The sequence below is a fragment of the Sporosarcina sp. Marseille-Q4063 genome (assembly GCF_018309085.1).
Classification (GTDB): Bacteria; Bacillota; Bacilli; order Bacillales_A; family Planococcaceae; genus Sporosarcina.
In genome coordinates, this window is record NZ_CP070502.1 from 3,395,525 (window position 1) to 3,415,321 (window position 19,797).

The following is a 19,797-nucleotide window of genomic DNA, read 5'->3' on the forward strand; positions in this document are numbered from 1 at the left end:
GAGGTGGTGTCACAACATTATTTGACTAGTGGGATGGATTTAACGGTGATATTATAAATGTGAAGTGATTTTTTTTAAAAGTTATTGGTTATAGGTTTAATACAATAAGGCAAAAGAAAAGGGAGAAACATTATGAATAAAACTTTCAATAGAAATTTAACTAAAATATTCTCATTACTGCTAATTCTCACATTGTTGATGACTGGTTGTAGTGATGACAACAAAACCAGCAATACCAGTGATAACAAAGATAAACCGGATACCTGGATTGCAGATCGTGAAATTGAAGGATTAATATTCATGAGTAGTGGCGACGCATCAGTGGGTATGAACCCAGAAATAGCGGCTGAATTAAAAAAGAGAACTGGTATTACATTAAAATTACAAACAGTTGATGCTGAGAGCTCGTTACAAGCCTTAACAGCAGGACTTGCAGCTGGTGATCTACCGGATTTCATCGCTTATTATTTAAACAACAGTGGACGTCCAGAAATGCAAATTCTTTTGAAGGGTGCAAGAGAAGGTATGTTTACGAATTTAACACCTTATATAAAAGAATCAAATGTTTATAGAAAATATCTTGAAGATGATTTTCTACCAACAGATACTAGAGATAATATTATGTTTAGACCAGAATTCGAAGGAGAAAGTTACCTTGTTCATATGACAATTCCTAGAAACTCTGGAATTGAAGCTGCAAAAGCAGGAAGAGCATATGTAGGAGGGCCATATATTCGTAAAGATATTGCTGAAGAATTGGGAATCGAACCAGGTGAAATTACAAACACAGAGCAATTGTATGAGCTTGCCAAGAAAATAGATGAAGGTGATTTTGTAGATGACAATGGTAAAGCGATTACAGCGATAGGCCCTACGGCATGGGGCGGAGATGATCGTGACTTTTTATATAACGATTTAGTCTGGGCTGGACCAAGTGGCGAGAAAATATTAAGAGATGAAAATGACGGAAAAATAAAACATGAAAGTCAAACTGATTATGGTTTGAAAAGAATTGATTACATTCATAAACTATTCGATGAAAAGTTATTACACCCAGAATTTTATACTATGGAAGAAAATCGCGCAACTGAAGGAATTGTAAATAGATCCTTTGGAATTGTCGCAGATATGCACAATTACCTTGTGGTCAACAATGATATGAAATATATCCCACTTGGACCATTTGATACTGTCCAAGGAGAATATCGAATGCAGTTACCATATAAATCTGGGTATGCAGGTTGGTCAATTCCTAGCACAACCAAAAATCCAGAAGATATCGTAAAGTTTGCGGATTATTTAGCTAGTCGTGAAGGGAAATTGCTATCACATTATGGTCTTGAAGGTCGAGATTATACACTTGATGAAAATGGCAACCCACTTGTTAAAGAAGAAGTTTTAAAATTAAAAGAATCAAATTTTGCAGAAGCTACGAAGCTAGGATTTAGAGGAGTCGGGGCATACTGGGCTGAGCACCTTGGGTACACAGATGTTGATTTTATGGAAGACTTTGGTGAAGTAGAGTATGGAACCGCTATATCACCTGAATCAGACAAAACAGCTGAGCAAATCAGAGAGTTATATAAATACGATGAAAAACTTGAAAATGCAAAAGTCGTAGACGGCATGACACCACAATCATTTATCTATGAATTTGAAAAGGGTGAACAACTGAAAATCGCATTGGACAACTATAATGAAAGTCTAATACGTGCATACTATAGCGATACTATGGATGCTGCCAAAAAAATCATGGATGAAGCGGCAAAACAATTGGAAAATGCAGGATTAAGTGAGTACATTGAATTTATTACCGAAAAGGATAAACATGATAACACAAAATTAAAATATTAAACTTAATGAAATATGATTGAAGATCCCCAATTACTATAGGGTATTCCGTTAGTAATTGGGGATTATCTAAAAGACTTTTAAAAATATATAAAGGTGGCAAGTCCATGAAGAATAAATCTTTTAAAAAAACACCTGGGGAACGAATTTTTACGGGTTTAAATTACTTCTTTGTAATACTCTTATGTTTAACGATTATTCTTCCATTCCTAAATATATTTTCTTTAGCGTTTAACAATGGTGTAGATGCACAAAGAGGAGGAATATATTTCTGGCCAAGGGATTTTTCATTAGAAAACTTTAAGGAGGTATTTGCTCAATCACATATTGTATCCGGTTTTTATATATCAATATTTAGAACAGTAGTGGGGACGGTTTTGAGTGTATTCTTGACTGCAATGGCAGCATTTGTATTGAAGAGTAAGACACTACCGGGCAGAAAAGTTATTACATTTTTTGTTTTTTTTACAATGTTATTTAGTGGAGGAATTATCCCTTATTATATGGTGTTAAAAGAGCTAGCGTTGACAAACACAATTTGGGTTTATATTTTACCTTCATTATATAGTGTTTGGAACATCATCATCATGCGAACGTTTTTCCAAGCAATTCCAGATAGTATTGAAGATGCTGCTCGTATCGATGGTTGTGGTGAATTCAATATTTTCCTTAAAATAGTATTACCTATGAGTACACCAGTTATTGCTGCAGTCGGATTGTTTAATGCAGTAGCACACTGGAATGATTGGTTTTCTGGTGTGTTTTATGTTCGTGATAAAGCCTTAAAGCCTTTGTCAACTTTATTACAAGAAATGTTAACGCAACAGGATTCGCTTAAGGAGCTATTACTTCAATCATCTTCAGCTCAATACGAATTATTAAATCAAATACAAGTAACCGGTGATTCTATGAAAATGGCGACAATAATCATTGTTGTAACCCCGATTATTGTAATTTATCCTTTCCTACAGAAGCATTTTGCAAAAGGTGTTAATATCGGTGCTGTTAAAGAATAAAAATAAAATTAAGTCATCAAAGGTGGAAATATTATGAATAAAAAATTGAAATTCCATGAAAATGGAACATTTAAAATTATTCAATTAACTGATTTACATATGAGTGGTGAAGACAATCATCCTGAAGACGAACAAACATTATCATTAATTGATCATGTAATTAACTACGAAAAGCCAGATTTACTTGTGTATTCTGGAGACCTAATTTGGAGCGAAGGCGTAAATAATCCAAGTAAATCATTTCGCAGGGTTCTAGATGCTGCTTCAAAATGGAACATTCCATTTGCAATAATATACGGAAACCACGATTCAGAAGAAAATATTACACGAAATGAATTACAACACATACAATCAGAATACTCAATGTCACTTTCAGAAGAAGGACCAAGTAAAATAAACGGTATTGGAAATTACACATTAACTATAGGGTCTTCTACTAGTGATAAAGATGAAGCAATTATTTACTTTTTTGATTCAGGTGCATTGGCTCCCGAAATTATTGGTGGATATGATTGGATTCGTCAAAATCAAGTGAATTGGTATGTAGCTGAATCTCAAAGGTTTGCAACTAAGAACAATAGTATTCTTCCATCTTTAGCATTTTTTCATATTCCAATCCCCGAATATAACGATGTTTGGCAATATGGAAGTGTAACTGGTACAAAACGTGAGGATGTATCTTCACCAAAAATTAATAGCGGATTATTTACGGCGATGATTGAAAATGGTGATGTAATGGGAACTTTTGCAGGGCATGACCATGATAACGACTATTGTGGCGAGTTAAATGGTATCTCACTTTGTTTTGGACGTGTGACAGGTTACCACTGTTATGGTGAACTCCAACGTGGAGTTAGAGTTATACGATTACATGAAGGAAAACGCCATTTCGATTCGTGGATTCGCCTTGATGATGGCACAGTTATTTCTCCGTACTCAAATGAGAGAGAAGCTATTAAAAGTTAAGGTTAGTAAACAATGAAGGGGCGAAATATATTGAAAATAGATTACCATTTACATCTAGAAGAAGGACCGTACACATCCAGTTGGTTGAAAAGAACTTTCGAGTCTGTCACTAATTTGGTTGAAATGAAGTTTGAGGTGGGTTCTTTAGAGTGGATGCAAGAAGCAACGGCACTTGTTGCAGATAGAGTGAAAAATGGATCATTAAATGCAGAATGGCTCGATTTATATTTAATTCAAGCTAAAAAACTTAAATTAAATGAGGTTGGCATTGTTGATCATCTATATCGATTTAAAGAGTATAAATCATATTATGAAAAGTATATTTCATTGGAAGATGACGAGTTGGGTAACATGCAAAGAAGTTGGTTAGATAGGGTTTGTGTTGAATCAATTGAAAACTTTATTGAAGTTATTGAGGAAGGAAAAGCTAAGTGGAAAGAGGCTGGTATTGAACTTCGTTTGGGAATTGAAGCCGATTATTTTCCGGGTGGCGAAGAAGAGTTGGAGAAGATATTAAATGAGTTCCCATATGACTATGTTATTGGATCTGTGCACTTTATAAATGGGTGGGGATTTGATAATCCCAAACTACAGCATTTATTTTTAAATTATGATTTAGAAGATCTTTATAAAATGTTTTTTGATATTGTGAAAAAAGGTATTTCATCAGGACTTTTCGATATATTTGCACACCTTGACAATATCAAGGTATTCGAATATCGACCAGATGAAAATAAGCTACTACCGTTATACGATCAGGTAGCAAAGAAGTTAATTGAAATGAATGTAGCTACTGAACTAAATGCTGGGCTTTTCTATCGATATCCAATAAAAGAAATGTGTCCAAGTCCAATGTTTTTAGAAGTATTGGCCAAAAATAATGTAGGTATTACAATATCATCTGATGCACATTTTCCAGATGACATGGGAATTCATGCAACTCTGCAGTTAGATAAATTAAAGGAGCACGGATTTAATAACATTGCTACTTTTAAACAGAGAGTTAGAGTTGATGAAGAGATTGTTTCAATAGTATAAAAGTGTTTGGTTCTATTATCAATCTAAATGATGGGAATGAAGTACATGAATCATATAACAGTTCAGGGATCACTTGAAGGAAAAGAAAATATAGGAATAGATTGTTCTAAACTCATTATGGGGACTGGGGATTTCTTTAAATTGGAATTAGAACACGCATTTACGATATTGGATGAGTTTGTAGCAATGGGTGGAAATTTAGTTGATACTGCACATGGTTATATCGAAGCGGAAGAGATAATAGGTAAATGGCTTAAATTACGCAATAATCGGGACAAAATTAAAATACTCTCCAAAGGAGCACATCCCGATGATGGAGAACCTGGTAATCGTGTTACACCACAAGCTATTACAAAAGATTTAACAGAAAGCTTGGAAAGATTTAATACTAATTATATTGACCTGTACGCATTGCATAGGGATGATGAAAGTGTAGAAGTTGGACCAATCATTGAGGTTTTAAATGAACAAATAAAAGCAGGACGTATTCTTGCAATCGGTGCATCAAATTGGAACCATCAGCGTATTCAAGCAGCAAATGATTATGCTACTAAAAATGGTTTAATTGGATTCACATTTAGTAGTACAAATCTTAGTCTAGCAAAATGCAATGAACCAAAATGGGATGGTTGCGTCTCTGTTGATGTAGATGCACTCGAGTGGCATAAAAAGAGTAAGATTCCATTATTATCATGGTCTTCACAAGCAGGTGGTTTTTTCTCAGGTAATTTTACTGAAGAAAATCCATCGGATGAAGAGATGGTAAGAGTCTATTACAATCCTGAAAACTGGGAGCGCTATAGAAGGGCAGAAGAATTAGCTGAAAAAAAACAGGTCACTCCTATACAAATAGCTCTTGCATATGTACTAAACCAACCATTCCAAACGGCCGCCATTATAGGACCAGCTACGTTAGAAGAATTTAAATCATCATTACAGGGAGCGGAAATAAAATTAAAAAATCAAGAAGTTGAATGGCTAGATTTATCGGTCTAATCTACAGATTTAACACATCTTTTATATTGGGGATGAAAGTTGAAAATGGAATGGCAACCATACGAGCTTCATACACATACACTACACAGTGATGGACAGCACACTTTAATGGAAATGGCTACTGAGGCAAAGAAAATTGGAATAAAGGGTATCGCACTAACAGACCATAATACGATGTCAGGACTTGTGGATCAAGAATTAGTTGAGGATAAGACTGGAATACATATTGTACATGGATTGGAGTGGACGACCTTTTACGGGCATATGCTAATAATTGGGATTGAGGAATATGTAGATTGGAGAATCCTTACCCCAGTTGACATAGAGCAGAGTATTAAGCAAGTTCATAAGCAAGGCGGATTAGTAGGTATTGCACATCCTTTCTGTTTAGGTACCCCAATTTGTACAGGATGTTTCTGGGAATATGAAATATCCGACTGGGGCCTAATTGACTATATTGAAGTATGGTCTGAACCATTTCCATCTATAAGGAAGTTGAATAAACGTGCATTCGACCTGTGGACTGATAAGTTAAATTTAGGTCTTAAAATCGCTGCAACTAGTGGACGTGATTGGCATAAAACAAACCCAAATGAGGGCCCACTGGCGCTTACTTATTTACATATGGATGCTAACACAACAGTACAAGTCATAAAAGCACTAAAACAGGGAAATGTCAGTGTTACACAAGGCCCATTGTTATTATTATCTGGGAAGGTTTGTTTAAATGGAAAAACTTTTAGTCTTGGAGATAACGTGGAAATTAGCAATGATGATCCGAATATCAAAGTAGACGTTCAATTAGATTATTTAGCTAGACAAGGAATGTGGGAGCTTCCAACTCAATCACTGCAAGTTCTGATTAAGAGTAATAAAGGTATATTAAAGGAGTGTCTTTTTGAAAGTGGAAATAAGGAAGCATCTGTTTACATTAATGTAAGAGATGTAATTTGGCTACGTGCTGAACTATATGGTGTACTTAATAATATAAGAACAATGATTGCTTTTACGAATCCAATCTACTTTCATCAATAACTATTTACATATTACAATACCTTGCAATAGGAATAGGAGATGTCACCTTTGAGGAAAAAGTTTGCAGCACAGTTATATACTTTGCGTAATGAATTACAAAAGGATTTTCCGGGTGTTTTAAGAAAATTAAAGAAAATGGGCTGGGCAGCTGTTCAGATTGATGGCCTGCATGGGTATTCTGCCGAAGAGATTGGTAAAGTAATTACCGAAACTGGATTAAAGACAGCGGGAATGCATGTTAGTTTAGATAGAATGACAAATGAACTTGACATTGTCATTCATGAAGCTAGACTACTTGGAACTAAAGATCTCTTTTGTCATTATTTGGAAGAAGAACTACAAAACGTGGATGGGTATAAGCGAGTGAAAAAAGAACTACTTGAAGTTGCAAGAAATACACCAGCGGACTTTCGGATCGGTTATCACAATCATGACTTTGAATTTCATACGATTGTTGAAAACAAGGTTGCCCTGGAGTACATCTTGGAGCCGACTGGTAATGAATTTATTTATCCCGAGATCGATACATATTGGGTGAAAAAAGCCGGGCGTGATCCATTAGAATTTATTAAGAAGTATGCCAATAGAATGCCGATTTTACACTTGAAAGATATGACTACAGACGGAAAAGAATACTTTTCCGAAATTGGAACCGGCTCAATCGATTTTGAGCCAATTCTTAAATGGGGAGAAGAAAATAGTGTTGAATGGTATGCCGTTGAACAAGACTATTGCTCTGGTAGCCCCCTTGATAGTCTTGAACTTAGCTTGAAGAATTTATTGTTATTGGCTGAAAAAGTTAACTCTAATTAATCTAATTTAACAAAATGGAAAACTGAAATAACAGAACCTTTACTTGGATGAAATCAAAAGAAACTCAAATATATACTTTTGTCTTAATGAGAGTTAGGTGGAATACTGTGGAAAATATCCAAGGGTTATTTATAAACTATGAAGTTTATTTTAAAATCCTGATCAGTGGAATGTTAGGATTATTAATCGGCTGGGATAGAACATCAAAACATAAACCTGCAGGACTGAAAACGTTCACATACGTGGCTGTTGCTTGTACATTAATTACTATTGTTTCTATTGAAAGCGTAGAAGTCTATAATGATTCAAATAATGGTATTAGAATGGATCCAATGCGTCTTGCAGCACAAATTGTTTCAGGTTTAGGATTTTTAGGTGCAGGAGTAATTCTAAAAGATGGTTTACAAGTTAAAGGCTTAACATCAGCATCAATGATTTTTTTTGTTGGTGGTGTTGGAATAGGTATCGGTGCTGGTTTTTACAGTATTGTAATTTTTGCAACGCTAGTAACATTTATTCTCGTAAAATTAAGTAATGTTGTTGAAAGACAAGAAAATCGACCTAGGATCAAACAATTATTTGGAAAAAACAGGAGTAAGAAATTTGAGGAGGACTATTGAATGTCTGCCCAAGAATATTTACTGGATACACGTTGCCTAAGCTCACTTGTTAAAGTATTTGCGGATGAAGAACTGAAAGAATCCGCTATAACAGAAGGAACAGCATTGTTAAATGAAGTATACGCATTCCAAGTAGCATACAAAAGAAGTGGAAGTAAATTGGAAGAGATAGCCGTTAACGTAGAATCAGATATCAGGGATTTAATAACAATTCGAGCAGTAGGGTTAGTTCCGTCAGAATTTCCGGTATATCACAATCATGATGATAATATTTTACGCATGAAACCTGGATTATTTCCCGATCCATTGTATCCATTAGAACCAGCGGGATTATCTGCATTACCATATCAATGGCGATCATTGTGGATAAAAGTTGATTTAACTAGTAACACTAAACCGGGGATCCATAAAATTTTTATAAAGTTTGAAACAGCTGAAGCTGGAACTATTGCTGAGGAAACTTTTAATTTGGAAGTTATTCCAGAAGTATTACCCGAACCCAAGCTAATACAAACAAATTGGTTACATACTGACTGTATAGCAACATATTACAAGACTGATGTGTTCAGTGAAAAACATTGGTCTTTAATTAGTAAATTTATTAAAACTGCTGTAAATCATGATATTAACATGGTATTAACACCGTTGTTTACGCCACCACTTGATACAGAGGTAGGGGCTGAACGTCCGACAGTACAGTTGGTAGATATAGAGATAAAAGATGAAATCTATCATTTTTGTTTTAATAAGTTAAAACGATGGGTGGATATGTGTAATCAAAATGGAGTGAAGTACTTTGAGTTTGCACACCTTTATTCGCAATGGGGGGCAGAACATGCGCCTAAAATAATGGCTGTTGAAAAGGGCGAATACAAACAAATTTTTGGTTGGAAAACTGATGCACATGGTAAAATTTATCGCGATTTTTTATCAAAGTTTCTTCCTGAATTAGTTTTGTTTATTGAGAGAAATGGACTGAGCCATCGCGTTTATTTTCATATTTCAGATGAACCGGGTCCAAATGATATTAAAGCATATAAAGATGCGAGTGATCATATCAATACTTTTTTGTCTGACTATCCTATTATTGATGCATTGTCAGATTACGAGTATTATGAAAAAGGCATTGTGAAAAAACCAATTCCGGGTACAAATTATTTAGAACCATTTTTGGAAAAAGGTGTACCGGATTTATGGACTTATTATTGTTGTGGACAATATAAGGAGGTTGCAAATCGTTTTTTTGCTTTTCCTTCTGCCCGTAATCGGATAATTGGAATGCAATTATATAAATTTAATATGACCGGCTTCTTGCATTGGGGTTTTAATTTTTGGTACTCACAATTATCAAAGAAAAAAATAAACCCATTTCAAGTAACTGATGCTGATCATGGATTTCCTTCAGGAGATGCATTTGTCGTATATCCTGGGGAAAACGGACCAATCGAATCACTTAGGTTGGAAGTGTTTTATGAGGCATTACAAGACATAAGGGCATTGCAACTATTGGAATCCTATGTAGGAAAAAAAGCAGTAATTGAATTATTAGAGGAAGGATTAAATGAGCCATTAACCTTTACTAAATATCCACAGAGCGGTGATTGGTTATTGAAAAAAAGAGAACAAGTAAATCGTGAAATAAAAGATAGAATATGAGGAGTGACTTAAATGACGAAAGTATTGAAAGTTGGAATTATCGGTTGTGGTGGAATTGCCAATGGTAAACATCTACCAAGCTTAAGTAAGCTAAAGAACGTTGAGCTTGTTGGATTTTGCGATGTTATTATTGAAAAAGCGGAGATAGCTGCAGAAGAATATGGAACAGCAAATGCAATAACTTATGTAAAATATCAGGAATTGTTAGAAGATAAATCAATTGACGTTGTTCATGTGCTAACACCAAATATCTCACATGCTGAAATATCAATTGCCGCATTGGAGGCGGGAAAGCATGTTATGTGTGAAAAACCTATGGCTAAGACTTCGAAAGAAGCAAAGGAAATGGTAGAAAAGGCAAGAAGTACAGGTAAAAAGTTAACAATTGGTTATGATAACCGGTTTAGACCAGACAGTCAGCAATTGCATAAAATCACAAGTCGTGGTGATTTGGGGGAAGTATATTTTGCTAAAGCACATGCAATTCGAAGACGTGCTGTACCTACGTGGGGTGTGTTTCTGGACGAAGAAAAACAAGGTGGCGGTCCATTAATTGATATCGGAACTCATGCCCTAGATTTAACTTTGTGGATGATGGACAATTATGAGCCCAAATCTGTAATGGGAAACATTTACCACGTATTGGGGAAGAAAGAAAATTCCGCGAATGCATGGGGTTCGTGGAATCCTAATGAATTTAGAGTGGAGGACTCTGCATTTGGTTTTATTACAATGAAAAACGGGGCAACAATTACATTAGAAGCTAGTTGGGCATTAAATTCATTAGATGAAGACGAAGCTAAATGCTCCTTAAGTGGGTCTGAAGGTGGAGCTGATATGAAAGATGGTCTTCGTATAAATGGAGAGGATTTTGGCAAGTTGTATACAAAGAGTTTCGAATTGGATGCAGGCGGAGTTGCCTATTACGATGGTGAATCAGAATCGCATGCAGATTTGGAAGCTCGTTTGTGGATCGATAGTATTATTAATGACACAGAACCAACAGTAAAACCAGAGCAAGCTTATGTAGTTACACAAATATTAGAAGCTATTTATGAGTCTGCGAAAACCGGTAAAGCTGTCTATTTTGATTAATAAGCTATTGTCTCGTAATCAAATACAGTGCACGTAGGTTATTATTCAAAACTTATAAACGGAAGTGAGTGATGAAATTGATTAAAGTAGCATTACTAAGTAGGTGGCATGTACATGCTGATGACTATGTACGTGAAATTAATGAAAATAAAAATATATCTATCAAGTTAGTTTGGGATGAAGAAATAATTCGTGGGGAAGAATGGGCTAAAGAATTAGGAGTACCATTTGAAAAAGATTTAAAAGCTGTGCTATCAAATCCTGAAATTGATGCAGTCATTGTAAATACGCCAACTAGCTTACATAAGGATGTTATTGTCGCTGCAGCGAATAATAACAAACATATATTTACCGAAAAAGTTTTGGCCTTTACAGCGAAAGACTGTGACGAAATTTATCAGGCTGTTGAATCAGCAGGAGTTAAATTAATGGTATCTTTACCACGATTAACGAGCAATAATTTCCTGTATGCCGAAAAGGCACTTAAGGAAAATTGGATTGGAAAACTAACGATGATTCGATGTCGATTCGCACATGATGGTGCTGTTGTATCAGAAGGAGAGGAAAGTGGGTGGCTACCTACTAGGTTTTTCGATCAAGTCCAAGCGGGTGGAGGTGCAATGATTGACCTGGGTGCACATCCTATTTATTTAGTAAATCGTCTAGCAGGGAAAGCGAAGGCTGTATATGCACGTCTGAATAAAGTTATTAGTCCTAAGGTGGATGACAACTCTGCGTTATTGGTAGATTATGAATCGGGTGCAATCGGTATCATAGAAACAAGTTTTGTTTCTAATAGTAGCCCATTTCAGCTTGAACTTTACGGTACAATTGGAACATTGCTAATTAATGAAGGCGATATTAGCGTTGCTAGTGAAAATGTAAATGATGGAAAGTTGACAAAACTAACGGAGGCTTTACCAGAGCTTGCATTGCCAATGGAACAATGGGTTGATGCGATTTTAAATGGATCTACCCCAACAATTACCAAAGAAGATGTAATTAATCTTTCTTTACTTAATGAAGCAGCATTTTTATCAAATGAAGAGGGACGTCGAGTTGAAGTAGATAAAGTTAAATAGTAAATTGATATCATCCTTTACAATCAAAGATTATTAAGGGATGGTATTAATTTTTTTGTTTGTATAAAACAGATAAATAATGAAATTGTATTATGATATTAGCTGAATTCTTTAATAAGTGAAGGAGAAAATAATGCGTTTGTTATATAATGTTTTAGAATGGATGTCTCGGTTTTTGGCTGTGAATCTATTGTGGATATTTTTCAATATCCCGATTTGGTATTTTATCATTAGTTTAGTATTAGCTGAAAACCAAAATCAACTTATTGGACTAATAATTATACTAGTAGTTTTAGTGCCATTGCTATTTTTTCCTGCAACAACGAGTATGTTTGCTATAATTCGGAAATGGATAATGAATGAACGAGAAGTTCCTATTATTAAATATTATTGGAAGTTTTATAAGGAGAATTATGTTAAAAGTATGCTAGGCGGGTTCATAATAATCGGCATCTGGATAATATTTATCATTGATTACTATTATTTTAAAACCTACTTAAATAGTATGTTTTTATATTTGTTTATAGTTTTATTTATACTTTTACTGACTTTTACCATGTACTTTATCTCGACAATTGTCCATTTTGAAGCAAAGTTACTATACTCGCTAAAAAATGCATTTCTTATTACCATTATAAGACCGATTTCAAGTTTGGGAATCGGAATACTGAATGTACTCAGTATTTATGTTAGTGTTTATCATATAACTTTTTTAATCCCAACTTTTTTAGGAACAATAATTGCCTATGTATCATTTTCTGGATTTTTTAAAGTGTATGTAACTCTTGAAGCGAAACGAGAAAAAGATAACATGAAAAATCTAAAATAATTTAATTACCGCTAACAAGAATACTAATAATTTAAATTAAAGGTTGGGGGAAGAAACAATATGAAGTTAGGTGTATTTTCAGTATTATTCTCACAAAAATCATTTGAAGAAATGCTTGACCATGTTCAAGCTGCAGGCTTAGATGCAATTGAAATCGGGACGGGCGGCTATCCGGGAGATGCTCATTGTAATGTTGATGAGCTTTTGGCGAGCGAAGATAAACGAAAAGAATACTTGGATAAAGTTCATTCACGCGGTTTAACAATAAGTGCGTTCAGCTGTCACGGTAATCCCTTTTCACCGAATCAACAAATTGCACAAGATGCTCATGAAACATTCGTTAAAACGGTGAAACTTGCACAACTATTGGACGTTCCAGTGGTAAATACTTTTTCAGGAACACCTGGATCAAACGAAGACTCTAAACAACCGAATTGGCCAATTTCTCCGTGGCCGACAGAGTACACGGATATTTACAACTGGCAATGGGAAGAGAAACTCATTCCGTACTGGAAAGAACAAGGGAAATTTGCGGAAGATCATGGCGTAAAAATCGGCATCGAACTTCACGGCGGATTTTCAGTTCACACGCCGTACACCATGTTGAAATTAAGAGAAGCGACTTCACCGGCAATTGGCGCGAATTTGGATCCAAGTCATCTGTGGTGGCAAGGGATTGACCCAGTCGCTGCAATCAAGATTTTAGGAAAAGAGAATGCCATTCACCATTTCCATGCAAAAGATACATACATCGATCAAGAAAACGTGAATATGCACGGGCTAACGGATATGCAACCTTATGGCGATGTGCAGTCTCGCGCATGGACATTCAGATCTGTAGGCTGCGGCCACAGCATTCAAGAATGGTCCGACATGATGAGCGCGCTTCGCACGTATGGATATGATTATGTCGTCAGTATCGAACATGAAGATCCGTTAATGTCAGTCGACGAAGGTTTTTCGCGTGCTGTGACAAACTTGAAATCTGTATTGATTAAAGACCAACCTGCTGATATGTGGTGGGTGTAAATGAATAGTTAGTTGTGATCAATGAAGATTTCGCATATATCACAACTTTTTTAGTTATGAACAATAATATCTCTAATTCGAGAAAAACCGAACGAATCGGAAGGGAAAGTTAATATGAATGTATTAAGAGTAGGCATTATTGGGGCGGGGGCAATCGCAGGAGATGTCCATATTCCGAATTATTTATCCTGTGGAAACAAAGTAGAGGTTGTGGCGGTAGCGGATGTGGTCATTGAACGTGCTCAGGAATTGGCAAATAAATTTGCGATACCCCATGCATTTGGTTCATATGAAGAAATGCTCGCGGATGTTAAATTAGACGCAGTCAGTGTTTGCGTGCCGAATAAATTTCATGCAGAAGCAACAATCGCGGCGCTTGAAGCGGGTTGTCATGTGTTATGCGAAAAACCGCCAGCGATGACCGTCGAAGAAGCGGAATTAATGGTGCAAACCGCTCAAAAATCAGGAAAGTTCTTAACATTTGGTTTTCATTTCCGTTATCGACCAGAAGTTGAAATTGCAAAATCATTCATCGATGCCGATGAAATGGGCGAAATTTATTCCGCCCGCGTGCATGCGATTCGAAGAAGAGGCATTCCAGGTTGGGGCGTCTTCACGAATAAAGAATTACAGGGTGGCGGTCCTTTAATCGATATAGGCGTGCATATGTTAGATACCGCGTTATATCTGATGGGGTATCCAGAGCCGGAAACTGTCCTCGGAAAAACACATCAGCGACTAGGCAATAAAAAAGGGGTCGGCTTGTTCGGCGAGTGGGATTATGAAAATTACACTGTCGAAGACATGGCTGTCGGCATGGTGACATTCAAAAATGGCGCCACATTGACATTGGAAGCTTCATTCGCTGCAAACGTCGAAAAGGACGAAACGATGCAAGTCTCATTGATGGGCGATAAAGGCGGAGCAGATATATTCCCGCTTAAAATATATCAAGAAAAACATAATACGTTAGTCGATATCACGCCGGTCTATCTACCTGAAGTGGTAGGCCACGAACGCGAGATTCAACAGTTTGTCGAACACTGTTTAGCAGGCGTGCAACCTTTGAGCACACCTGAACAAGGTTTGATCATACAAAAAATCGTCAATGCGATTTATGAATCGGCGGAAACTGGGAAAGCGATACAATTTTAAATATAAGTTAAATGCTTGGTAATTTGCTGATGAAAGCAATTGCCAAGCATTTTTTTATTTCCGTCAACTTTATACATTATTCAAAATACATTCTCTTGACTTTCCGCACCTGTAAACAACAACAAAAATATTCTCCTAAACAGAAATCAGGTCACCCATCAAATGAACAATCGCTGCATTATGGTATCACCTACCATACCTCTATTGATATTTGTGTCATATGTTATCGCATCTAAGCATCTTGTAATCTAGTTTTAGTTTAATGTAAAACTATTTAGTAAAACTTAATTACTTAATTAACTAATTCATTTGTAGCTAATCGCAATATTATCGATGGTTTTCTACGGATTGGCCTCTATAAAATTCGTTATGTTCAAAAATAAACACAGGAAACTTTAAATTCAATATAGACAGAATTTGTAGTCTATGATAATATGAAAAAATAATTAGTAAAACATTTACTTGATGTTTTATTTTTAATTAACTCAATATGTAAACGTTTTTGAAAAGTAGATAACGGAATGCGTGGTGATTTATGTGACATATGCGTTAGGTGTCGATATTGGAGGTACGAAAGTTGCAACAGTAATAATTGATAAGTCTGGAGGAATATTGAACCGTTCAGAAGTGATAAGTATTCCAACCGATAAAGAAAAGATGTTTGGACAAGTTATTAAAAGTATTGAAATGGTGCTAGAAGAGTCATCCGTTCAAATTGAAGAAATCAATGGAATTGGGGTGGGGATTCCCGGAAAAGTTGATCGTGGAAAAGGTATTGCTGTTTATCAAAACAACTTACCTTGGCGGAACTTTCCGATTGTAAATCGATTAAAAGACTACTTTTCAATTGAAAACATTGTCATTGATAATGATGTCTACATGGCGACATTTGCAGAGTGGAAAGTTTCAAACTTAAATACAGAGGATACATTTGTTTACTTAACAGTTAGTACAGGTATTTCATGTTCGATTATCCACGAGGGCTCATTTCTACGTGGAAACGGTTTCGCCGGAGAAATTGGGTTATTCCCAGTCTTGTCAAAGAAATCGGCCAGTGGCATGAAGAGTTTGGAAAGAGTTGCATCTGGTCCTGCTATTCAAAAGCGAGTCGAAAAGTTATTTGAAGATCAAAATTTAACAACGAAGGATTTATTTGAAAAATACAAAGACGGGAATATGGATGCAATTATTTTAATGAAGGAGGTGGTTGATTCAATAGCATATGGTATTTATTCAATTATATGTTTGTTGGACCCACACAAAATTGTAGTCGGAGGCGGCGTCATTAATAATAACCCATTTATTTTAGATTTAATAAAAGAGTCCATGAAAAAACATTTAATTCCTGAACAACTACATAGCCTAGAGGCATTACGTACAAGTAAACTCAAAGAAAACTCTGGGATAATTGGGGCGGGATTAAAAGGAATTGAATATTTAAGCTAAAACGAATGAGGTTACTTATTCGAGATGAGAAATTAGTGAAAACAATAAAAAAGTGGAGAAATGGGGATTAATATGAAAAAAATCACAGGCTTTTTATTAAGTGTATTATTGCTAGCAATCATTTCAGCATGTGGAAACAGTGGAGACAAAGCAGAAGCAGATAATGAAATTACATTATGGTATTGGAATAGAGGATTAGATGAAAGTGTATTAGAAAAGGTGAAAGAAGAGTTCCCTGATATTAAGTTTAATGCACAAAAATTACCACCGGGTTCTGAATATAAAACAAAATTGAGTTCGCTATTAGCAACCAAAAACACTAAAGATGCACCAGATCTAGTATTAATGAACATTTGGGTTTCTGAGTATTTACCGCATGCGGACAAGTTTTTAAACTTATATGATCATGGCGGCGAAGAAATTGAAAAGTTATATCCTGCTTGGAAAACAAGTCAGGCAATCACGGGTGACGGCGAGCATATGATAGCTGTTCCAGTGGATACATCTCCGACAGGATTCTTTTACCGAGAGGATGTCTTTTCAAAGGCCGGCATAGCCGACTCTCCTGAAGAATTAGCGGAGAAGACGAGCACCTGGGAGGGCTATGTTGATGTACTCACAACGTTAAAAGAAGAAACAGGTGCTTATGCGATACCTTCACTTAATAGTATGTTTTCTGGATACATCAATAAACTAGATCAACGATTCTTCGATGAAAATGATGAATTTATAGGTGACCAGGATCATATTAAAGATGTTTGGGATAAAGCAATTGAATTAGATGAAAAGGGTCTTATCCTAGGGAATATTGCTGATCAATCGCAGGAGTGGAATGCAGCTATTAATAATGATGAAATTGTCGGGTATGATGGTCCGGTTTGGGCAAAAGATATTTTAATAGACACAACACCAGGTACATCTGGAAAATGGAAAGTTGCCCGTTCACCAATTAGTGATGGAAATGACGGTGGATCTTTCCTAGCAGTATTAAGTTCCACTAAGAATCCAGAAGTTAGTGCGGAAATTGCTAAATTCATCAATACAACGGAAAACCAAATTACTTCTTATAATAATTTAAGTTTATTCCCAGCAGAGTTGGATGCGTTGGAAAGCGATAAACTAAACAACGAGGAAGAATTCTTTGGTGGTCAAAATACAACGGAAATCTTTGTTGAATCTGCTAAAAATGTTAAAGAAGCACACAGAGGTCCGAAAGAGTCGATTGTATTTTCAGCTTTCAGTGATGAATTGGATTTGGTGAAAGTGAAGAAGAAAGATCCAGAAAAAGCATGGAAAGATGCTATTGAAAAAATTAAGAGAGATATCGATCTATAAAAATGTTATAGGGGGAGCTTCTTCTCCCTATTCTAATTTTATTTTAGGTGGTGGGTTAAAATAGAAAAAACTACAAAGAAGCCAGTAGATAAAATAGATACATGGAGTGCTATGAAGAAAAACAAAGGAGCGTATCTCCTTATTTCACCATTTTTCTTGATCTTTGCGATTTTCGGTGTATTTCCAATTTTATTTTCAATCTATTTAGCATTATCAAGTTGGGATGGAATTGGAACAATGGAGTTTGTGGGTTTAAAAAACTTTAAATTCCTAGTCTCTGACACCTTGTTCTGGAAGTCGATCGGTAACACTTTTATCATTTGGTTTTTATCCACGGTACCTATGATAATACTTGCCTTAATTGTTGCATTTTTGTTGAACTCAGCATTTTTAAAGTTCAGTGGTTTTTATAAAACGCTGTACTTCCTTCCAAATGTCACTGCAATTGTAGCAGTAGCAATTGTATTTAGCGTAATATTCGCGCCTAACTATGGATTAATAAATTACATGCTAAATCTAATCGGATTTGAAGCCGTCGATTGGCATAACAATTCTATTGGTGTGAAAGTTGCTATTTCTGCGATGATTATTTGGAGATGGACAGGCTATAATGCAATTATATTCTTGGCAGGATTACAGAAGATATCCGGGGATTTATATGAGGCTGCTAGAATAGACGGTGCAAATTCGTTTGAAATATTTACTAAGATAACAATTCCATTGTTAAAACCTGTCATCCTATTTGTCGTCATAACATCCACGATTGGCGGAATGCAGACTTTTGTAGAACCACAGTTACTTGTAGGAAATTCCGGTGGGGCTGGTGGTGGAGGCTTGACTATAGTGCTTTATCTTTACCAACAGGCGTTTGTTAAAAATCTTTTCGGTTATGGATCTGCAATTGCAATAGGGCTATTTATTATCATCATGCTTTTCTCTTTGATTAACTGGAAATTTATTCAAAGAAAAGATTGATACTGATAAAAGAGGTGAGATTACTTGGATAAAATGAAAAAATTAATAATGCATATTTGTTTAATTGCAGGGGTTATCATATCAATCTTTCCGTTTTATTGGTTAATTGTATTAGCTACTAATGATGCGGGTGCAAGTTATAAATTTCCTCCTATTTGGTCATTAGGCAATCAATTTATAACAAACGTTCAAAAGGTATTCACAGAAGTTAATTTTCTTGGCTCCCTTATGAATACTGTCTTTGTATCGACCATTTCGACAGTATTAGTTGTGTTTTTAAGCTCATTGGCGGGTTTTGTTTTTGCTAAGTTTGACTTTCCGGGTAAAAACAAATTATTTGTGTTTACAATTGCTACAATGATGATACCTGCTCAACTTTCATTAATACCAATGTTTATCATGATGCAAGAACTCGGATGGATTGATAGTTATAAAGCTTTAATCATCCCAGGTCTGGTAAGTGCATTCGGTATATTTTGGGTAAAGCAATACGCAGAAGGTGCCATTCACGATGACTTACTGAATGCAGCTCGAATTGATGGATGCGGGATTTTTAGGATGTATTGGAGTGTAGCGTTACCTGTCTTAAAACCTGCCATTGCATTCCTAGCGATTTTCAACTTTATGGGTGTTTGGAATGATTATTTATGGCCATTAATCGTGCTGAATGATCCATCAAAATATACATTAATGGTAGAGTTGGCGAATTTAAAAGGATTAAATCAAACAGATACTGCTGCAGTAATGACGGGTACTTTATTAGGTACGCTGCCTTTAATTATCTTATTCCTTATCGTGAGTAGACAATTTATATCAGATATAGCGGCGGGTGCAGTGAAAGACTAAACCATGAAGGATGA

At 35.7% G+C, this 19,797-nt stretch carries 18 protein-coding genes; all 18 read left to right on the forward strand.

All coding sequences use genetic code 11. From position 1 onward, the window contains the following. Positions 1–132: 132 nt before the first annotated feature. The 18 genes from JSQ81_RS17190 (at position 133) to JSQ81_RS17275 (ending at position 19,783) form a co-directional block, all read left to right on the forward strand. Positions 133–1,854, forward strand: coding sequence for an extracellular solute-binding protein (locus JSQ81_RS17190; RefSeq protein WP_212605221.1), 1,722 nt, complete (start codon positions 133–135; stop codon positions 1,852–1,854). A gap of 104 nt (positions 1,855–1,958) precedes the next feature. Continuing rightward, positions 1,959–2,867 (forward strand): carbohydrate ABC transporter permease, encoded by a 909-nt coding sequence (locus JSQ81_RS17195; RefSeq protein ID WP_212605222.1) that lies wholly within the window; start codon positions 1,959–1,961, stop codon positions 2,865–2,867. Positions 2,868–2,900: 33 nt separating this feature from the next. Next, on the forward strand, positions 2,901–3,833 hold the full coding sequence (locus JSQ81_RS17200; protein ID WP_212605223.1) for a metallophosphoesterase family protein: 933 nt from the start codon (positions 2,901–2,903) through the stop codon (positions 3,831–3,833). Positions 3,834–3,863: 30 nt separating this feature from the next. After that, the gene (locus JSQ81_RS17205; protein ID WP_212605224.1) at positions 3,864–4,871 is read left to right on the forward strand and encodes a histidinol phosphate phosphatase domain-containing protein; all 1,008 of its coding nucleotides are present in this window, start codon (positions 3,864–3,866) and stop codon (positions 4,869–4,871) included. Positions 4,872–4,916: 45 nt separating this feature from the next. Then, positions 4,917–5,867 carry an aldo/keto reductase gene (locus JSQ81_RS17210; RefSeq protein ID WP_212605225.1) on the forward strand — a complete coding sequence of 317 codons (951 nt, stop codon included), beginning with the start codon at positions 4,917–4,919 and terminating at the stop codon, positions 5,865–5,867. Positions 5,868–5,912: 45 nt separating this feature from the next. Continuing rightward, positions 5,913–6,902: a CehA/McbA family metallohydrolase gene (locus JSQ81_RS17215; RefSeq protein WP_212605226.1), complete on the forward strand. Its 990-nt coding sequence runs from the start codon at positions 5,913–5,915 to the stop codon at positions 6,900–6,902. A 48-nt stretch (positions 6,903–6,950) separates the two neighbouring features. Further along, a complete protein-coding gene (locus tag JSQ81_RS17220; RefSeq protein ID WP_212605227.1) occupies positions 6,951–7,715 on the forward strand; it encodes a sugar phosphate isomerase/epimerase family protein in 765 nt (254 codons plus the stop codon). A 107-nt stretch (positions 7,716–7,822) separates the two neighbouring features. After that, positions 7,823–8,335: an MgtC/SapB family protein gene (locus JSQ81_RS17225; RefSeq protein ID WP_212605228.1), complete on the forward strand. Its 513-nt coding sequence runs from the start codon at positions 7,823–7,825 to the stop codon at positions 8,333–8,335. Next, positions 8,336–9,991 carry a DUF4091 domain-containing protein gene (locus JSQ81_RS17230; RefSeq protein WP_212605229.1) on the forward strand — a complete coding sequence of 552 codons (1,656 nt, stop codon included), beginning with the start codon at positions 8,336–8,338 and terminating at the stop codon, positions 9,989–9,991. It abuts the gene before it with no gap. 12 nt (positions 9,992–10,003) lie between these two features. Beyond that, positions 10,004–11,086: a Gfo/Idh/MocA family protein gene (locus JSQ81_RS17235; RefSeq protein ID WP_212605230.1), complete on the forward strand. Its 1,083-nt coding sequence runs from the start codon at positions 10,004–10,006 to the stop codon at positions 11,084–11,086. 77 nt (positions 11,087–11,163) lie between these two features. Further along, positions 11,164–12,168 (forward strand): Gfo/Idh/MocA family protein, encoded by a 1,005-nt coding sequence (locus tag JSQ81_RS17240; RefSeq protein WP_212605231.1) that lies wholly within the window; start codon positions 11,164–11,166, stop codon positions 12,166–12,168. A gap of 163 nt (positions 12,169–12,331) precedes the next feature. Next, a complete protein-coding gene (locus tag JSQ81_RS20250; protein ID WP_371812554.1) occupies positions 12,332–12,997 on the forward strand; it encodes a YesL family protein in 666 nt (221 codons plus the stop codon). A gap of 60 nt (positions 12,998–13,057) precedes the next feature. Beyond that, positions 13,058–14,026 (forward strand): sugar phosphate isomerase/epimerase family protein, encoded by a 969-nt coding sequence (locus JSQ81_RS17250; protein ID WP_212605233.1) that lies wholly within the window; start codon positions 13,058–13,060, stop codon positions 14,024–14,026. 114 nt (positions 14,027–14,140) lie between these two features. Beyond that, on the forward strand, positions 14,141–15,181 hold the full coding sequence (locus JSQ81_RS17255) for a Gfo/Idh/MocA family protein (RefSeq protein WP_212605234.1): 1,041 nt from the start codon (positions 14,141–14,143) through the stop codon (positions 15,179–15,181). Between the two features lie 537 nt (positions 15,182–15,718). Next, positions 15,719–16,627, forward strand: coding sequence for an ROK family protein (locus JSQ81_RS17260; RefSeq protein ID WP_212605235.1), 909 nt, complete (start codon positions 15,719–15,721; stop codon positions 16,625–16,627). A 72-nt stretch (positions 16,628–16,699) separates the two neighbouring features. Continuing rightward, positions 16,700–17,962, forward strand: a complete 1,263-nt coding sequence (locus JSQ81_RS17265) for an ABC transporter substrate-binding protein (protein WP_212605236.1) — start codon at positions 16,700–16,702, stop codon at positions 17,960–17,962. A 111-nt stretch (positions 17,963–18,073) separates the two neighbouring features. After that, a complete protein-coding gene (locus tag JSQ81_RS17270; protein WP_212605237.1) occupies positions 18,074–18,937 on the forward strand; it encodes a carbohydrate ABC transporter permease in 864 nt (287 codons plus the stop codon). Positions 18,938–18,970: 33 nt separating this feature from the next. Continuing rightward, positions 18,971–19,783, forward strand: a complete 813-nt coding sequence (locus JSQ81_RS17275; RefSeq protein WP_212607719.1) for a carbohydrate ABC transporter permease — start codon at positions 18,971–18,973, stop codon at positions 19,781–19,783. Positions 19,784–19,797: the final 14 nt, after the last annotated feature.

Coding starts and splice junctions, on each gene's coding strand:
- JSQ81_RS17235 (WP_212605230.1), top strand. CDS start 10,004: ATGACGAAAGTATTGAAAGTTGGAATTATCGGTTGTGGTGGAATTGCC.
- JSQ81_RS17195 (WP_212605222.1), top strand. CDS start 1,959: ATGAAGAATAAATCTTTTAAAAAAACACCTGGGGAACGAATTTTTACG.
- JSQ81_RS17210 (WP_212605225.1), top strand. CDS start 4,917: ATGAATCATATAACAGTTCAGGGATCACTTGAAGGAAAAGAAAATATA.
- JSQ81_RS20250 (WP_371812554.1), top strand. CDS start 12,332: ATGTCTCGGTTTTTGGCTGTGAATCTATTGTGGATATTTTTCAATATC.
- JSQ81_RS17230 (WP_212605229.1), top strand. CDS start 8,336: ATGTCTGCCCAAGAATATTTACTGGATACACGTTGCCTAAGCTCACTT.
- JSQ81_RS17255 (WP_212605234.1), top strand. CDS start 14,141: ATGAATGTATTAAGAGTAGGCATTATTGGGGCGGGGGCAATCGCAGGA.
- JSQ81_RS17270 (WP_212605237.1), top strand. CDS start 18,074: ATGAAGAAAAACAAAGGAGCGTATCTCCTTATTTCACCATTTTTCTTG.
- JSQ81_RS17275 (WP_212607719.1), top strand. CDS start 18,971: ATGAAAAAATTAATAATGCATATTTGTTTAATTGCAGGGGTTATCATA.
- JSQ81_RS17190 (WP_212605221.1), top strand. CDS start 133: ATGAATAAAACTTTCAATAGAAATTTAACTAAAATATTCTCATTACTG.
- JSQ81_RS17200 (WP_212605223.1), top strand. CDS start 2,901: ATGAATAAAAAATTGAAATTCCATGAAAATGGAACATTTAAAATTATT.
- JSQ81_RS17250 (WP_212605233.1), top strand. CDS start 13,058: ATGAAGTTAGGTGTATTTTCAGTATTATTCTCACAAAAATCATTTGAA.
- JSQ81_RS17215 (WP_212605226.1), top strand. CDS start 5,913: ATGGAATGGCAACCATACGAGCTTCATACACATACACTACACAGTGAT.
- JSQ81_RS17265 (WP_212605236.1), top strand. CDS start 16,700: ATGAAAAAAATCACAGGCTTTTTATTAAGTGTATTATTGCTAGCAATC.